The organism is Sphingomonas adhaesiva (assembly GCF_036946125.1).
Classification (GTDB): Bacteria; Pseudomonadota; Alphaproteobacteria; order Sphingomonadales; family Sphingomonadaceae; genus Sphingomonas; species Sphingomonas adhaesiva_A.
Genome location: NZ_JAQIJT010000001.1, coordinates 924,370 through 941,100 on the forward strand (window position 1 = coordinate 924,370; position 16,731 = coordinate 941,100).

Sequence of the window (16,731 nt, forward strand, 5' to 3'; positions counted from 1 at the left end):
TCTATCCCGCCCGTCCCTGAAAAGGAGCGGCGCCCCGGATCAAGTCGAGACCTTTGCGAAAGTTAGCTAGTTCCTTGTTCCCCGGCGAAGGCCGGGGCCCAGCTGGGGTACGGTGGTAACAGATGGAAAAGCCACGCCAACTGGGCCCCGGCCTTCGCCGGGGAACGGCGAAATTGTCAAGCGATCCACGGCTTTCGCAGAGATCTCGATCAAGTCCGGGGTGACGCGCGCCGGAACGTCACACCGGCGCCTCGATCTCGAACCGCACGCCCTCCGGCGGGTAGGCGATGGCGGCGCGGCCGTCGACGTGGTGGGACAGGACGCGCTCGATCATCCGCGTGCCGAAGCCGGTGCGGGTCGGCGGCACGACCGCGGGGCCGCCCGCCTCCACCCAGGAGAACAGGAAGCGGCGCGCGCTTTCGCTGCCGGTCAGCGCCCAGCGGATCGTCACCACCCCCTCCGGCGTCGACAGGGCGCCGTATTTGATCGCGTTGGTCGCCAGTTCGTAGAGCGCCATCGACAAGGCCAGCGTCAATTCGGGGGTGAGCCGGATCGGCGGACCGTCGACCACGAACCGCTGCCCGTTGCGATCGATGAACGGCGCCAGCACCCGCTCGACGATGTCGCCGATCGCGGCGCCTTCCAGTTCGTCCTGCACCAGCAGTTCGTGCGCGGTCCCCAGGCTGGCGATGCGCCCCGCCACCGTCCGCTTCGCATCGTCCAGCGAGGCGGCGTCGCGCAGCGTCTGGCCGACCACGGCCCCCACGGTGGCGAGCGTGTTCTTCACCCGGTGCGTCAGCTCGCGCGCCAGCACCGCGCGGTGTTCCTCCGCGAACTTGCGCGACGACACGTTGGTGGAAAAGCCGGACATCATCAATGGCGTGCCGTCGGCCCGGAATTGCATCGCCCCCTGCACATGCACCCACCGCTGCTCGCCCGCAGGGGTCAGGATGCGATATTCGATGTCATAGGGGGTGCCGTGCGCGATCGTGTCGTGCACGGCGCGCTGCTGACGGGGCAGATCGTCGGGATGGATGCACGACACCAGTTCTTCATAGGTGAAGGGCTCGGCGAGCGGACGGCCGAACGTCTTCTTGCACCCGTCCGAGGCGCTGAGATGCCCGGTGTCGGGATCGAACGACCACGTGCCGAGCCCGCCGGCCTCCAGCGCCATCGTCAGCCGCAGCTCGCGCTCGGCCAGCTTCGCCTCGCGGTCGGCGAGTTCCGCCTCCAGCGTCGCGCGATCCTGCTGCAATTGCGCGACACGGTGGCGCTCGATCGTGACGTCCAGCTGCGCCGCGACGAACCAGCGCAAGCCGCCCGCAGCGTCGAACACCGGCGCGACCATCAGCCGGTTCCAGAAGGGCGTGCCGTCGCGGCGGTGGTTGAGCAGGTCGATCTCGATCCGCTCGCGGCGGCGGATCGCGTCGCGCAGGCGCTCGACATCGGCCGGGTCGGTCAGCGGCCCCTGCATGAAGCGGCAGTTGCGCCCGAGCACCTCCGACGCGGCGAAGCCGGTCAGCCGCTCGAACGCGGCATTGACGTAGACGAGGGGATTGTCGGGCAGCGTCGGGTCGCTGACGACCATCGGCGTCAGGCTGAGGTCGAACGCCGCCAGGATCGGGTCGCTGGCATCCAGCCGGCGCGCAAATTCCTTGATCGCCGCCCGCGCGCTGGCGGGAGGATCGAATGGATGCAGCGGTACGGGAGGAAGGGGCGGACGATCCATTGTCCGTCAGGTAACCCACTGCGGCAGCTCCGACAACGTACCGCGACCGTACCGATCGGCGGTGCCGCGGTCGCGGCAACCAAGGCGACCGCGGCCGTCCGGTCCGGGATCAGCCCGCATTCGCCTCCCGGAAGCGGGCGGTGCGCGCCGCGCGGTCGGCCATCGCCAGCCACGCCGATTCCGATCGACGGCAGCGATCGCGCACATGGACGAGCGTCGCGGCTTCGGCGTCGCGCGCGCACGAGGCGGCCTGTTCGCGGTAATAATCTTCCATTGCTCGCTCTCCTTGCAAGATCAGCCGACGCCGGTCGGCCCGTCGATCACCTGTCGCACCTTGGTGGCGAGGTCGGTGCGGCGGTACGGTTTCTGGATCAGCTCGAACTCCGCGCCGCGCGCGTCGACGCGCTCGATCGAGCTTTCGGCATAGCCGGTGGTCAGCAGCACGCGGATGCGCGGCCGCCGCCGCTTCACCTCGCGCGCCAGCATGACGCCGTTCATGCCGCCGGGCATGATGAGGTCGCTGAACAGCAGGTCGATCGAGGCGTCGCCGTCGAGCACCGCCAGCGCGGCATCGGCGTTGTCGGCGCGCACCACGTCATAGCCGAATTCGGTCAGCACCGCCTCGGCATAATCGCCGACGTCGGCCTGATCCTCGACCACCAGCACCGTCTCGGTCCCGCGCTTGTCGGGGAGCGCGCGCGCGGCGGTGGTCGCCTCGGCGTCGACGCGCGCATTCTCGCACGGGAACAGCATGGTCACGGTCGTGCCGCGCCCGACCTCCGATTCCAGCCGCAGCGCGCCGCCCGACTGCTTCATGAAGCCATAGACCATCGACAGCCCGAGCCCGGTGCCCTTGCCCTGATCCTTCGTGGTGAAGAACGGCTCCGTCACGCGCGCCAGGATTTCGGGCGACATGCCGGTCCCGGCGTCGGTGATGGTCATCGCGACATAGTCGCCGGGCTCCATCTCGCCCGAACCGGGGGCACCCGGCGCGACATGGTGGTTGTCGATATCGATCGTCACCGTCCCGCCGTCGGGCATCGCGTCGCGTGCGTTGAGCAGGATGTTGATGATCGCCAGTTCCGCCTGCGTCGGGTCGATCCGCGCATTGCAGGTGGCCGGCCCCTTGCGGATGTCGATCGTCACCGCGCCGCCCGCGGTCCGCTCGATCAGCGGGCGCAGATGATCGACCAGGTCGACCAGATTGACGACGCGGCCCGACAGCTTCTGCTTGCGCGAGAAGGCGAGCAGCTGCTGCGTCAGCGTGGCGCCGCGCTCCGCGGCCTGGAGGATCGCGCGCATCGAGCGCGCCGCGCGGCGGCGGTCGAAGGCGTCGTCGTCCCGTTCCAGATTGTTGAGGACGATGTCCCCGAACCCCTGGATGACGGTGAGCAGATTGTTGAAATCGTGCGCCACCCCGCCGGTCAGCTGGCCGACGGCCTCCATCTTCTGCGCCTGGCGCAGTGCCTCCTCCGCATCGCGGCGCCGCGTCACGTCGAGCTGCGAGGCGAAGAAATAGATCAGCCGGTCGTCGGCGTCGTAGACCGGCGAGATGAACAGCGCGTTCCAGAAGGCGGCGCCGTTCTTCTTGTAATTGAGGATCTCGACCGAGGTTTCGCGGCGCTGCTCGATCGCGCGGCGTACCTCCGCGACGGTTTCGCGGTCGGTATCGGGGCCCTGCAACAGGCGGCAGTTGTTCCCGACGAGCTCGTCCCAGCCATAGCCGGTCATCGTGATGAAGGCGGGGTTGGCGAAGACGATCGGATTGTCGGGGCGATTGGGATCGGTGACGATCATCGGCATGCGCGTCGTCTTCACCGCGGCGAAGAAGATCGTGTTCTGGTCGTCGCCCATGTCGTGATTGACGATGCCGGCGAGATGCGGCGGCGGACCGCCGCGGGAGGTTTCGCTCGTCTCGTCGGGCATGCAGGTCCGTGCGCTGGAGTGAGGCGTCAGCGCAAAGCCCCTGCCGTCACCCCGTAACGGATGTCGGGGGCGTTGGTTCCCGCAAACCAAGGCGGGGCGTGGCGTCAGAGGTTCGCCTGTTCCTCCTGCGGCAGGTCGGCATCGGGGGGATAATAGAGCGACGCGCATTCGTCGCGCAGGCAGCCGCCCTCGATCACGATATCGTCGCGGTAGGCGTCGGCGATGAAGGCGAGCGTATCGACGTGGCGTGCCTCGAAATACATCTCGTGCACGTCGTCGCGTCCGGCGCCGTAGACGACGCGGCCGACCTTCGACCAGATCGACGCCATGGTGCACATGCCGCACGGCTGGAGCGTGGAATAGAGCGTCGCACCGCGCAGTTCCTGCTCGCCGATCCCCTCGCACGCGCGTCGAATCGCCATCATCTCCGCATGGGCGGTGGCGTCGGGCAGTTCCTCGGTCTGGTTGCGCTCGCCCGCGATCACGCGGCCGTCGAGGACGATCACGCTCCCCAGCGGAGAGGAGGCGGGGTCGGAGCCCCCGGACCGGGCGATCGCGATCGCCTCGCGCATCCAGCGTTCGTCGTCGTTCGTCATCCGGCCCCAACGAAGCAGCGCGTCACAATGTCCCGGGCGGGGTCCCCGGCGGCGGCGCGAGGTCGTAGGCGTGGCCGACCTCCGCCGCGACGAAGCGTTGCGCGGGGATGCCGTCCGCCGCGAGCGCATGCGCCAGGTCGTCGCGCGGCGCCTCGCGCGGTTCGTCGGTCAGCTGGAACGTGCCCCAGTGGATGCCGAGCGCGCGCGCCGCGCCGACATCGCGGAAGATGCGCACCGCCTCCGCCGGATCGACGTGCTGCGCGGTCATCAGCGCGCGCGGTTCGTAGGCGCCGATCGGGATCAGCGCGACATCGGGCGCGCCCAGCCGGTCGCGAACCTGCGCGAAGATGCGGCCGTCGCCATAGCCGGTGTCGCCGACGAACCAGACCGAGCCCGCGGGGCTGTCGAGCCAATGCCCGGCCCACAGCATCATCCGCGCGTCGCCGGGCCAGCGGTTGGACCAGTGACAGGCGGGGGTCAGCGTCGACGTCACGCCCTCGGCGAGCGCGATGCGCGCCCACCAGTCGCCCGCGACGCAGCGCGCGCCGGCGACCCCCTGGCGGACGATCGTGTCGTTGCCGAGCGGCATCGCCATCAGCGGCGCGTCGCGCGCGTGCAGCCGGCGCAGCGTGTCGATGTCGAGATGGTCGTAATGGCCGTGGCTGAGCACCACCGCGTCGATCGGCGGCAGGTCGTCGAAGGCGATGCCGGGGGCGGTCACGCGCTTCGGGCCGATATGGCGGAACGGGCTGACACGCGGCGACCAGACCGGATCGGTCAGGATGTTGACGCCGGCGGCCTGTACCAGCAGCGAGGCGTGGCCGACCATGGTCACGCGGATGCCCGCGACGCGCGCGTCGGGCCGCGCCGTGTCGACCGGGACCGACCGGGGCCAGCGCGCGGCGCTCCCCGACAGCCGCCACTTCAGCACCGCGCCCAGCGACAGGTTGCCGGCGGGCGGCAGCCCGGGATTGGAGAATCGCTCGCCGTCGAAATGGTCGCTCGGCGGCCCCTGATAGTAGCGGTTGCGGGTCATGCCGGAGCGTCGCGCCCGATCGCCGCGGCGGCAAGCCCGCGGACGTCGACGCGCGCCTTCAGCCGCGCGGCGAGCAGCGCGGTGCCGCTCACCTTGCGCTGGACGAACAGGGTCTCGACATGGGGCACGTGCCACGTGGCGCGATCGGCGATCATCGGCTGCGCTTCCTCGCGCACCACCGGCACGAAGGCGCGGTCGCCGAAGTCGAACGGACCGGGGCGGTTGAGCGCGTCGTCGATCGCGGCGATGATGCGGTCGATCGCGGCGCGGTGCGCGGTGGCGGCGGCGGCGCCGACGAAGCCGGTCTCCACCGCGACCTCGCGGATGCGGTCGCGGTCGCGGTCGAGCCCCGCCTCGATCAGGCGGCGATAGGCGGCGGCGGTGTCGGCGGGTACGTCGCGCGCGGCACCGAAATCGAGCAGGACCAGCGCGCCGGTGTCCGGCTGCCAGCGGTAATTGGCGAAATTGGGATCGGTCTGCATCATCCCGAAGTCGAACAGCTCGCGCAGCACCAGCGTGACGAGCGATGTCATCGCGGTGTCGCGCGCGTCCTGCGGTGCGTCGGCGAGCGCCTCGATCGGCTGGCCGGGGAGGAAGTCCATGGCCAGCACGCGGCGGGTGGTCAGCGCTTCCTCCAGCGCGGGCACGACATAGCGGGGATCGCCCGCCAGCCGCTCGCGGTAACGGCGCATCTGCCCGCCCTCGCGCACATAATCGGCCTCCTCCGCGAGCTGGCGCTTGGCCTCGCCCAGCAGCGGCGCGAGATCGAGCCCGGGCGGCAGCAGGCCCGAGACGCGCAGCAGCGTCGCGACATTGTCGACGTCGGAGCCGATGCTGTCGGCGACGCCGGGATATTGCACCTTGATCGCCAGCTGCCGCCCGTCGGGCAGCGTGGCGCGGTGGACCTGACCGATCGACGCGGCGGCGATCGGCGACGCCTCGAAATGCCGGAAGCGGCGGCGCCAGTCCGCACCCCATTCGGCGCGCAGTACGCCATCGAGCTGCCGCGGCGGCATGCGATAGGCCTGGTCGCGCAGCCGTGCGAGGATCGCCGACAGCTCCGCGGGCAGCAGGTCGCCCGCGTCCATCGAGATCATCTGCCCCAGCTTCATCGCGGCGCCGCGCAGGTGCGAGAGCCGGTCGGCGACGCGCGTGGCGTTGGCCGGGGTGAGGACGAGATCGCTGACCCGCGGGCGCTCCCCCGCGGCGAGACGGCGCGCGCCCTCCGCCAGCATCCCGCCCGCCACCCCGCCGGCGAGCCGCCCGAAGCCGCCGATGCGCGCGAGGCGACCGCTGGGGACGGGGCGGTGGCGGTGAGTGTCGTCGGTCATGGCGCGACAGCGCGGCGGGCGGGGGAGGGTTCCCGCTCACCGTCGTCACCCCGGGCTTGTCCCGGGGTCCAGGGTTTCACGAACCGACGCTATACGCCTCCCCGGCGAAGGCGGGGCTTTTGCGAAAACGGGCGCAACGGCATCGAATCCACGCCGTGCTCCTGCGCAGGTAGGAGCCCAGGGGCCAGCACATCAACGCCTTATGGGACCTGCAACCCTGGGCTCCTGCCTACGCAGGAGCACGGTGTAGCCTTTTGCAAAGGTCCCGCCTTCGCCGGGAAGTGCTTCAGTTCGAATGAATCGGGGTGCCGGGACAGGCCCGGTATGACGAAGAAGGCATTCCCGTTCAAGGAACCAGCACGACCTTCACGCAATCGCCGCGCGCCTGTGCCGCGATCGCTGCGTTGATGTCCGCCAGCGGGAAGGTCGTCACCAGCCGGTCGAAGGGGAAGCGGCCGGCGCGGTGGGCGGCGATCAGCTCGGGGATGAAGGTCTGCGGATCGCTGTCGCCCTCCATGATGCCGATGACGCGCTGGCCATAGGTAATCATGCCCGCGATGTTGATCGACAGCGCCTCGTCCGCGCGGTGGGGTACGCCGACCAGCCCCAGCATCCCGCGCGGGGCGAGCGCGGCCAGCGCGGCCTCGATCGCGGGGACGCGGCCGCTGGTGTCGAACGCGAAATCGGTGCCGCCGGGCAGGATCGCGCGGATCGCGTCGGTCACGTCGCCCGCGGCGGGATCGATCACATGGGTCGCGCCCAGTTCCATCGCGAGGTCGCGGCGGGCCGCGACCGGCTCGACCAGGATGATCGTCGCGCATTCGCGCAGCGCCGCGCCCATGACGGCGGCCAGGCCGACCGGGCCACCCCCGACGATTGCGATCGACGAACCGGCATGACACGCCAGCGAGCGCATCACGCCGCCCGCGCCGGTCTGGAACCCGCAGCCGAGCGGGCCGAGGATGTCGAGCGGGGCGTCGTCGTCGGTCACCTTCACGACGTTGCGCGCCCGCACGATGGTGTCGGCGGCGAAGCTGGACTGGCCGAAGAAGTGCGACGAGATCGCCTCATCGCCGCCATCCTTGTCCTGGCCGGCAAATGCCTTCGACCCGTCCTCCAGCCGCATCCCGGCATAGTTGAGCGGGGGGAAGTCGCGGCAATAGCTGGGCAGATGCTCGGCACAGCGCTCGCAATGGCCGCAGCTGGAGAAGCCGAGCACGACGCGGTCGCCGACCGCCAGCCCCTCGACCCCCTCGCCGACCGCCGCGATCGTGCCCGCGCCCTCGTGGCCCAGCACCGCGGGGAGGGGGTAGGGCGCGAACTGGTCGCGGAAGATGAGATCGGTGTGGCACAGCCCGACGCCCGCGATCCGCACCTGCACCTCACCCGCGCGGGGCGCCTCCACCTCCACCGTCTCGATCGAAAAGTCGCCCTGCGGCTGGCGGGCGACGGCGGCGGTGGTCTGCATGGCGGGTAGGTTCCTCTACTGGATCGTCTGGCGCCAGCCGCTCGGGGTCTGGCCGGCATATTGGCGGAAGGCGCGGGTGAAATGGCTCTGGCTGGTGAACCCCAGCTGGTCGGCGATCGCGGCGATCGGCAAGTCCGACCCGCCGAGCAGTTCCTGCGCACGGTCGAGCCGCGCCTTCATGACATATTGGTGCGGGGTGGTGCCGGTCGCCTTCTTGAACACGCGGCAGAAGTGCGACGGCGTCAGTTCGGCCTGCCGCGCGAGCGCCTCCAGGCTGTGTTCCGCCTCCGGACGCGCCAGAATCTCGTTCATGATCTGATGGATGCGATAGGCCGACGCGTCCGCGCTGGGGATCGGCGCCTCGGTCGGGCCCATGCTGCCGCGTAACGTGTGCGCGCGCAGCGCGTCGAGCAGGGTACTGATATAGGCCTCGCGTTCGTTCGTCGGGGCGGCGTAAAGCTCGCCCAGAATCTGCCGCGTGAGCGCGATGCCCAGCGGGTCGGCGAAGGCGAAGCGCATCGCCTGGAACTGCTCGACCGCACTCGCCCGGCGCAGCTCGGCCAGCGGCACGGAAACGGTGACCACGTCGAGCTCGCCGTCGATCCGCCAGCCGGTGCTGACATCGGCCGGCACGATCGTGGCGCAGCCGGGCACCGAGCGCTCGCTGCTCCAGTGATCGGCCTGCCACAGCCGGGTATCGGGCTTTCCGCCGACATGGACGACGAAAACGGGATCGACCAGCGCGGGCAGCTCGTAGCTGCCGATGAACTGGCGCCAGCGCGCGAACTGCCACGCGCCGATGTTCACGCTGCGATCGGGGGCGCGCCCGATCGTCTTGGCGATGATCGTCTCGTTGGTCGGCATCGCGGGCAGCCCTCCTCTCATCATGCAGGCCGCAGGATGACGTCGAGGTTCTTCAGGCCGTTGATGAAGTTCGACCGGAAGCGTCGCGGCGGCGCTTGCACCGCGAAGGATGTAACACGCTCGGCCAGCATGTCGAAGGCGATGCGCAGCTGCATCTCCGCCAGCCGCGAGCCGACGCAGACGTGCTGGCCGGCGCCGAAGCCGACATGCTGCGCCCCCCGTCGCCGCACGTCGAAGCGGTCGGCATCGGGGAAGACCGCCTCGTCGCGATTGGCGGCGATATACCACAGCACGACCTTGTCGCCCTTCGCCACGGGACGCCCGCCGATGGTCGTGTCCTGCGTCGCGGTGCGGCGCATGTGCATGACGGGGCTGGCATAGCGGACGATCTCGGGAGCGGCGGTCTTCAACAGGTCGCGGTCGGCGCGGATCGCATTCCATTGGTCGGGATGCGCGGCGAAGGCGGCGACCCCGTGGCTGAGCGAATTGCGCGTCGTCTCGTTGCCGCCGACCAGCACCAGGATCAGGTTGCCGACGAAATCGCCGAACGGCACGGGCACGCCGTCGATCTCGGCATTGGCGAGGAGCGAGGCGATGTCGCCGCTGGGCTCGGCGCGGCGCGCCTCGAACAGCCCTTGCGCAAAGGCGAAGAACTCGCCCAGCGTCGCCGCCATCGCCTCCGGGCTCTGGCGGAATTCGGGATCGTCCTCCCCGACGAAGGCGTTGGTCCAGTCGTACAGCTTCGGCCACAGGTCGATCGAGACGCCGAGCAGCTCCGCCAGCGTCATCAGCGGCAGGGGCGCCGATAGCGCCGGGACGAGGTCGATCGGCTCGCCCGGCGGGATGTCGGCGATCAGCGCGGCGACGCGCTCGCGGATGCGCGCCTCGATCCCGTCGAGCCGCACCGGGGACAGCGCGGGCATGACGAACCTGCGGTAGCGGGTGTGGATCGGCGGATCGCGCGAGATGAAGGGGATGCCGATCGCGGACTCGCCCGCGCCGGTCAGCCCGACCTCGTTCTCGTTGAAGATGCGGTGGCCGCCGTTCTCGTGCGCGGAGGAAAACAGCTGCGGCTGGCGCGATACCTCGACGATGTCGGCGTGGCGCGTCACCGCCCAGAAGCCCGCGCCGTCGCTCTCCGGGTTCCAATGGACCGGATCGTCGCGGCGCAGCGCGGCGAACGTGTCCCACGGGACCCCGGCCTCGTAGAGCGCGGGGTCCTTCAGATCGACGGTCATGGTCAGAACGCCACCCGGATCGAACCGCCATAGGTGCGCGGCGTCGAGGGGACGAGGAAGTTGTACGGGAAGCCCGCGCCGCGCAGGTCGAGGCCGTAAGCGTAGGTGCGCGCGTTGAAGAGGTTGTTGGCGAACGCCTTGAACGTGATCCGCCCGGTCGTCAGCGCGGCGGTCAGGTTGACCTTCGCATAGCCCTCCTGCTGCAGTTCGCTGTTCTGCTGCGCGGTGCCGACGGCGTTGACGGTGTTGAAGGGCGAGAAATACTGGCGCAAGAAATAGGCGACGCTGGGCGATACCGTCAGCCCGTCGGTGCCGTTCCTGAACAGCGTCAGGTCGACCCCGCCCTGCGCGGTGAAGCGGGGGGCGAAGGGCAAATCGTTGCCGTTGAGCACCGTGTTCTGGAGCGTCAGCTCCTTGTACTGGGCATGCAGATAGCCGGCCGCCGCGGTCAGCGTGATGGCGGGCGACACGCGCAGCCGCGCCTCACCCTCGGCGCCGTACACCTCCGCCTTGGGTGCGTTGACCAGGAACGACACCGGGCCGGGGCGCGTGTCCTGCACCTGCTGGTTGCTGTAATCGTAGTAGAAGCCGGCGGCGGTCAGCGTCAGCGCATTGTCGAAATAGCGCCCCTTCACGCCGACCTCATAGGCGTTGACCCGTTCCGGCGCGATATAGTTGATCCCCGCCGACGAGGTGTAGCCGCCGCCGTTGAACGCGCCCGAGCGATAGCCGCGATTGTAGCTCGCATAGACCAATGTCCCGCCGTCGAACGTATAGGCGAGCGAGACGCGCCCGGTCAGCGCGTTGTTGCGGCCGTCGAGCGCGAAGCGCGCGGCCGGATCGTAGGGGCAGGTGCCGGGCACGCCCGCGCACGGCACGGTGGTGGCGAGCGGCGTCTGCGCGCCGCCGACATCGCCGGCGAAGAGATAGGCATAGCCGTCGCTGTAACGACTGCGATCCCAGGTGTAGCGCGCGCCCAGCGTGAGGACGAGCTTCTCGGTCAGGTCGTAGTCGCCCTGCGCGAAGACCGCATACGAACGGCGTGTCTGGCGGTAATGCTGGAAGAAGCCGCCGTTGACGCCAGGCCCGAGCGCCTGCCCGATGTTGAAGGTGTTGTCGGTGGTGACCTGGTCCCAGCCGTAGAAGCCGCCCGCGACCAGCTTCAGCCGGTCGCCCGCATAGTTGACGCGCGCCTCCTCGCTGAACTGCTGGAAATTCGAGCGCCAGTTGATGTCGAGCACGTCGAGCGGCGAGCCGTCGGCGGCCTGTTGCAGGTTCTGCGCGCCGCCGTCGCGCGAGGTGATCGAGGTGAAGGTGAGCGTCGGCGACAGCTCGTAGGCGATGGTCGCGGAGGCGCCGTACGCCTCGGTCCGGTTCAGGCCGATGCGGTTCTCATTGGTCTGGAAGAAGCCGAGCCCGGTGCGGAACGGCTGGAGCCCGTGGACCGCCGCCTGCGTGCCGCGGTCGCGCCCGCCATAGACCTTCAGCCTGATGTCGAGCGGGCCGTCGCCCGGGCGGATGCGCAGCACGGCGCGGCCCTGAAGCGTGTTCTGCGAATTGGCGTCGCGGCCGCCGGGGAAGACGTTGTCGATCTGCCCGTCGCCCTGCGCGTAATTGCCCGAGATGCGCAGGCCGAGCTGGTTCTCGACCATCGTCGTCTCGATCGCGGCCTGCGCGGTATAGGTGTCGAAATTGCCGTAGCCGCCCTCGGCATAGCCGCTGTTGCCGTTCAGCGCGGGCGCCTTGGTGATGAAGTTGATCGCGCCGCCGGTGGTGTTGCGGCCGAAGAGCGTCCCCTGCGGTCCGCGCAGCACCTCGACCCGCTCCAGATCGAACAGCCCCATGCCGTGCGCGGTACGGCTGGCGAGGTAGATGTCGTCGATATAGACGCCCACCGGCGAGGCCTGGTTCGAATTGTATTCGTTGGCGACGGAGATGCCGCGCAGCGAGAAGTTGGGCTGGGTGTTGCCGTAGGGGCTGCTGATCTGGAGGTTGGGCACCGCCGCGGCGAGGTTCGCCGAGTTGTTGATACCCTTCGTCGCGAGCGTGTTCCCCGCGATCGCGGAGACGGCGATCGGCACCGACAGCACCGATTGCTCGCGGCGCTGCGCGGTGACGACGATGTCGCCGTCGCCATCGCCGGCCACGCCCGTCTCCTGCGGCGCGGCGGTCGCGGTGACGGGGGCGGCGGAGGTGTCGGGGGAGGGGGCCGTGGCGGGGAGCGGGTCCGCGGACTGGGCATGCGCGACCGCAGGACATGCAAACGATACCCCTGCCAGCAGGACGGCGGTGATCCTGGCGCTCATGGCCCTCTCCTTGATGTCGAGGCGCTGAGACGGCCCCTTTTCATACCCCGGCTGTAGCGCAGGGCCGGGCGACGGGCGTTACATCGCCTTGCCCTGCTTTTTGACGTTTCTTGCGCTGCGCGGCGACGGCGGACGACGTAGGCGCGCGGCGGAATGGGCGGCAAGTCGTTGCTATCGCGCGATTACGATCACGAATGCGCCGAAGCGTGGGGAATCGGCGGGAAGCCGTGCGGCGGCGGGCGGCCAGCGGATGGTCGATGTCATCGTTGCATCACATAGAGGTCGCGGCGGTGACGATGCCGCCGGGGGTGGGGACCTTCCGATGCTTTCACTACTGGCGGCGCAGGCGATCGCTGCGTCGGCACCCAGGACGATCGTGCCGAAACATGCCGCGACGTTCAGCGAGAATTTCGTGACATGGGACGCGGGCCCGGATGCGTCCGCCACATCCTGGCCGCTGCACCGCTGGCGCACGATCGAGAAGAGCGGGTCGACGACGATGTTCGGCAATGCCACCCAGCCGGTCGACACCGCCTTCCGCCGCACGGCGCATTATCTCGCGGTCACCGCGATCAAGGGCGCGGACGGCAAGTGGCGCAGCGGGTACGCCTCCACCAAGTTCAGCTTCAGCCAGTTGCGCGGCTATTTCGAGTTCGACGCCAACGTGCCCGTCTGCACGAAGGGCGCCTGGCCGGCCCTGTGGATGATCCCGGCGGAGGCGTCGTTCGTCTGGCCGCAACATGGCGAGATCGACGTTCTGGAGGCGGTCGGCGACGGCAGGATCTACCAGACGTTTCACAGCATCGCGGCCCCCGGCGGCGGCGTCAGCCGCAACACGCGCGTGCCGTGCCAGCGCGGCTGGCATACCTATGGCGTGTTGTGGCGCAAGGACACGCTCAGCTTCTACATCGATCGCAAGCTGACGCATTCGGCGCGCACCCCGTCCGACTATACGCGGCCGATGTACCTGATCTTCAACCTGGCGATGGGCGGCAGCTGGGCGGGCAAGCCCGGTGTCACGCGCGAACAGATGCTCGTCCGACGCGTGACGGTGTGGCCGGAGCAATAAGGCCTGATGCTCGCGCCTAGGCGACGTCGACCGGCTGCGTCGCGATGATCGTCGGGCGCGCGGCGGCCAGATCGCGCGCCGCGAGGCCGAACGCCTTGAAATGGTCCGACGTCATGTGCGCCTGCACCGCGGCCTGATCGGCGTAGAGCTCGTTGAAGACGTAGCGACGCTCACCCTCGGCCTCGCGCCACAGGTCGTAATGGAGCACGCCGGGCTCCGCGCGCGATGCGGCAACGCAGGTGCGCGCGGCGGCCTCGAACGCCTCTTCCCGGCCTTCCTTCACGCTGACGAAGGCGATCACTTTCACGGACATGCGGCTCTCCTTTTGCGATCCCCCGCTGTGCGGCGTCGCCGGAGCGGAGGCAAGCGCGCGCGAAAGTTTCATTTCATACTATCCTGCGCTATCCTCGCGCCATGGCCACCGATCTGCTCAACCCGCCCGAGGGCGCCGCCGCCGACTGGACGATCCCGCAGGGCTGGGACCGCTACACGGCCGAGGAACATGCGACCTGGGACACGCTGTTCGAGCGGCAGGCGCGGCTGCTCCCCGGTCGGGTGACGCCCGAGTTCCTGGAGGGGCTCGACGTGCTGCGGCTGTCGAAGCCGGGCATCCCCGATTTCGAGGAACTGTCCGACCGGCTGATGAAGGCGACCGGGTGGCAGGTGGTGGCGGTGCCCGGGCTGGTGCCCGACGACGTCTTCTTCGACCATCTCGCCAACCGCCGCTTCGTCTCGGGCAATTTCATCCGCCGCCCCGATCAGCTCGACTATCTGGAGGAGCCGGACGTCTTCCACGACGTGTTCGGCCACGTGCCGCTGCTGACCAACCCGGTGTTCGCCGATTACATGCAGGCCTATGGCCGCGGCGGGCAGCGCGCGGCGGCGATGGGCGCGATCGGGCGCTTGTCGCGGCTCTATTGGTACACGGTCGAGTTCGGGCTGGTGCGCTCCGGCGACGCGCTGAAGCTGTATGGCGCCGGCATCGTCTCGTCCTACACCGAATCCGTGTTCGCGCTGCAGGACCCGTCGCCCAACCGGATCGCGTTCGACCTGCAGCGGGTGATGCGCACGAAATACCGGATCGACGACTTCCAGCAGAATTACTTCGTCATCGACAGCTTCGACGACCTGCTCGACCAGACGCTGAACACCGACTTCGCGCCGCTGTACGCGGCGATGACGGACCAGCCCGACATCGAAATCGAGACGATCCTGCCCGAGGACCGCGTCTATACCCGCGGCACGCAGGCGCGCGCGCGCGCCGCGGGGTGAGGCGTCAGGCGTTCCTCTTCACGCTGTCGGCCATGCGGGCGAGCTGTTCCGGCGTCGCCTCCTGCTGGTGCGCCGCTTTCCACTCGGCATAGGGCATGCCGTAGATCGCCTCGCGCGCGGCGTCCCTGTCGATGTCCGCGGCCTCTGCCGTCCAGTCCGACAGGCAGTTGCGGCAGAAGCCGGCGAGCCCCATCAGATCGACGTTCTGGGCATCGCTGCGGTGGCGCAGATGGCGCACCAGCCGGCGGAAGGCGGCCGCCGCCGCGGCGTCCGGGACGGTGTCGAGCGGGTCCATGCAAACGTCTCCAAATAGCCTGATCGAGGTTGATCCCGGCGCGTTAACCGCTAGAGCGCGGGCGGCAAAGCAGGAACGCGCATGACCCACATCCCGACGCTCGATGCGAACACGATCCTCCCGCGGTCGCGCAAGGTGCGCGTGCTCGCGACGCTCGGCCCCGCCAGCAGCACGCCCGAGATGATCGCGACGCTGTTCCAGGCCGGGGCGGATGCCTTCCGCGTCAACATGAGCCACGGCGATCAGGCGTCGAAGGTGGAGGTGATCCGCGCGATCCGCGACATGGAGACGCGCTTCGGCCGGCCGACGACGATCCTCGCCGACCTGCAGGGGCCGAAGCTGCGCGTCGGCCGTTTCGCGGGCGGGCGCACGGTGCTGGAGACGGGCAGCACCTTCGTGCTGGACCACGACCAGACACCGGGCGATGCGACGCGCGTACGCCTGCCGCATCGCGAGATCTTCGCCGCGATCGAGCCGGGCGCGCGGCTGCTGCTGGACGACGGCAAGCTGGTGCTGCGCGTGACGGATCACGACGCCGAGCGCATCGTGACCAATGTCGAGGTCGGCGGCGCGCTAAGCGACAACAAGGGGCTGAACGTCCCCGACGTCGTCGTGCCGATGGCGGCGCTGACCGACAAGGATCGCTCCGACCTCGCCTTCGCGATCGAGCAGCAGGTGGACTGGATCGCGCTGTCGTTCGTCCAGCGTCCCGAGGATCTGGCGGAGGCGCGCCGGCTGATCCAGGGGCACGCGGCGCTGATGGCGAAGATCGAGAAGCCCGCCGCGATCGAGCGGCTGGAGGAGATCGTCGAGCTGTGCGACGGCGTGATGGTGGCGCGCGGCGACCTGGGCGTCGAACTGCCGCCGCAGTCGGTGCCGCCGCTCCAGAAGCGCATCGTCGAGACCGCGCGCAAGATGGGGCGCCCGGTGGTTGTCGCGACGCAGATGCTGGAATCGATGATCCAGTCGCCCTCGCCGACGCGTGCCGAGGTGTCCGACGTCGCCACCGCCATCTACGACGGAGCGGATGCGATCATGCTGTCGGCGGAGAGCGCGGCGGGGGCGTGGCCGGTCGAGTCGGTGGCGATGATGAACGCGATCGGCGACGCGGTGGAGCGCGACCCCGCGCACGGCGACCGTATCCATTTCACCGTGACGCGCCCCGACCCGACCACCGCGGACGCGCTGGCGGAGGCGGCGAAGAATATCGCCGCGACGGTATCAGCCTCCGCGATCATCTGCTTCACCACCTCCGGCTCGACCGCGCGGCGCATCGCGCGCGAGCGGCCCGCGGTGCCGATCCTGGTGCTGACGCCCAATCCGGACACCGCGCGGCGGCTGGGGCTGTTGTGGGGGACGCACAACGTGTCCACGCGGGACGTCGGATCGTTCGAGGAAATGGTCGCCAAGGCGAAGCGGATCGCGCTGCGTCAGGGAATCGTGAAGGCGGGCGACAGCGTGATCGTGATGGCGGGCGTCCCGTTCCGCACGCCGGGATCGACCAACGTGCTGCACGTGGTGCGGATCATCGGCGACGAGCTGAAGAGCTACAAGGGGCCGGACGCGGGGTAAGCCCCCCTGTCATGCCGGTCTCGTCCCGG

At 69.5% G+C, this 16,731-nt stretch carries 15 protein-coding genes; 3 read left to right on the top strand and 12 right to left on the bottom strand.

Annotated features, from left to right (window positions below; translation table 11 throughout):
* Positions 1 to 238 precede the first annotated feature (238 nt).
* The 10 genes from PGN23_RS04490 to PGN23_RS04535 all read right to left on the bottom strand — a co-directional run bounded on the left by PGN23_RS04490 (position 239) and on the right by PGN23_RS04535 (position 12,494).
* Entirely contained in the window at positions 239 to 1,729 is a 1,491-nt protein-coding gene (locus tag PGN23_RS04490) for an HWE histidine kinase domain-containing protein (protein ID WP_335301630.1), read from the bottom strand.
* Positions 1,730 to 1,838: 109 nt separating this feature from the next.
* Positions 1,839 to 2,003: a hypothetical protein gene (locus tag PGN23_RS04495; protein ID WP_335301631.1), complete on the bottom strand. Its 165-nt coding sequence runs from the start codon at positions 2,001 to 2,003 to the stop codon at positions 1,839 to 1,841.
* A 20-nt stretch (positions 2,004 to 2,023) separates the two neighbouring features.
* Positions 2,024 to 3,655 (bottom strand): histidine kinase famiy protein, encoded by a 1,632-nt coding sequence (locus PGN23_RS04500; protein WP_335301632.1) that lies wholly within the window; start codon positions 3,653 to 3,655, stop codon positions 2,024 to 2,026.
* Between the two features lie 104 nt (positions 3,656 to 3,759).
* The gene (locus tag PGN23_RS04505) at positions 3,760 to 4,251 is read right to left on the bottom strand and encodes a nucleoside deaminase (protein WP_335301633.1); all 492 of its coding nucleotides are present in this window, start codon (positions 4,249 to 4,251) and stop codon (positions 3,760 to 3,762) included.
* A 22-nt stretch (positions 4,252 to 4,273) separates the two neighbouring features.
* Positions 4,274 to 5,287: an MBL fold metallo-hydrolase gene (locus tag PGN23_RS04510; RefSeq protein WP_335301634.1), complete on the bottom strand. Its 1,014-nt coding sequence runs from the start codon at positions 5,285 to 5,287 to the stop codon at positions 4,274 to 4,276.
* Positions 5,284 to 6,618, bottom strand: a complete 1,335-nt coding sequence (locus PGN23_RS04515) for an ABC1 kinase family protein (protein ID WP_335301635.1) — start codon at positions 6,616 to 6,618, stop codon at positions 5,284 to 5,286. Before PGN23_RS04515 ends, PGN23_RS04510 begins: the two co-directional genes overlap by 4 nt.
* 346 nt (positions 6,619 to 6,964) lie before the next feature.
* Positions 6,965 to 8,086 (bottom strand): NAD(P)-dependent alcohol dehydrogenase, encoded by a 1,122-nt coding sequence (locus PGN23_RS04520; protein WP_335301636.1) that lies wholly within the window; start codon positions 8,084 to 8,086, stop codon positions 6,965 to 6,967.
* Positions 8,087 to 8,101: 15 nt separating this feature from the next.
* Positions 8,102 to 8,950, bottom strand: coding sequence for an AraC family transcriptional regulator (locus tag PGN23_RS04525; RefSeq protein WP_335301637.1), 849 nt, complete (start codon positions 8,948 to 8,950; stop codon positions 8,102 to 8,104).
* A gap of 20 nt (positions 8,951 to 8,970) precedes the next feature.
* Positions 8,971 to 10,188 carry a cytochrome P450 gene (locus tag PGN23_RS04530; protein ID WP_335301638.1) on the bottom strand — a complete coding sequence of 406 codons (1,218 nt, stop codon included), beginning with the start codon at positions 10,186 to 10,188 and terminating at the stop codon, positions 8,971 to 8,973.
* 2 nt (positions 10,189 to 10,190) lie between these two features.
* Positions 10,191 to 12,494 (bottom strand): TonB-dependent receptor, encoded by a 2,304-nt coding sequence (locus PGN23_RS04535; RefSeq protein WP_335301639.1) that lies wholly within the window; start codon positions 12,492 to 12,494, stop codon positions 10,191 to 10,193.
* A gap of 322 nt (positions 12,495 to 12,816) precedes the next feature.
* Between PGN23_RS04535 and PGN23_RS04540 the strand changes: the two genes are divergently transcribed.
* Positions 12,817 to 13,563, top strand: a complete 747-nt coding sequence (locus PGN23_RS04540) for a glycoside hydrolase family 16 protein (protein WP_335301640.1) — start codon at positions 12,817 to 12,819, stop codon at positions 13,561 to 13,563.
* A 16-nt stretch (positions 13,564 to 13,579) separates the two neighbouring features.
* On the opposite strand, the gene PGN23_RS04545 is transcribed toward PGN23_RS04540, so the two are convergent.
* On the bottom strand, positions 13,580 to 13,876 hold the full coding sequence (locus tag PGN23_RS04545; protein ID WP_335301641.1) for a putative quinol monooxygenase: 297 nt from the start codon (positions 13,874 to 13,876) through the stop codon (positions 13,580 to 13,582).
* A 101-nt stretch (positions 13,877 to 13,977) separates the two neighbouring features.
* Between PGN23_RS04545 and phhA the strand changes: the two genes are divergently transcribed.
* Entirely contained in the window at positions 13,978 to 14,835 is an 858-nt protein-coding gene (gene phhA / locus PGN23_RS04550) for a phenylalanine 4-monooxygenase (RefSeq protein WP_335301642.1), read from the top strand.
* Between the two features lie 4 nt (positions 14,836 to 14,839).
* Here the strand turns inward: phhA and PGN23_RS04555 are convergent, their stop codons facing one another.
* On the bottom strand, positions 14,840 to 15,130 hold the full coding sequence (locus PGN23_RS04555) for a DUF1244 domain-containing protein (protein ID WP_335301643.1): 291 nt from the start codon (positions 15,128 to 15,130) through the stop codon (positions 14,840 to 14,842).
* An 81-nt stretch (positions 15,131 to 15,211) separates the two neighbouring features.
* On the opposite strand from PGN23_RS04555, the gene pyk reads away from it, so the two are divergent.
* Entirely contained in the window at positions 15,212 to 16,702 is a 1,491-nt protein-coding gene (gene pyk, locus PGN23_RS04560) for a pyruvate kinase (RefSeq protein ID WP_335301644.1), read from the top strand.
* The last annotated feature ends 29 nt before the right edge of the window (positions 16,703 to 16,731 follow it).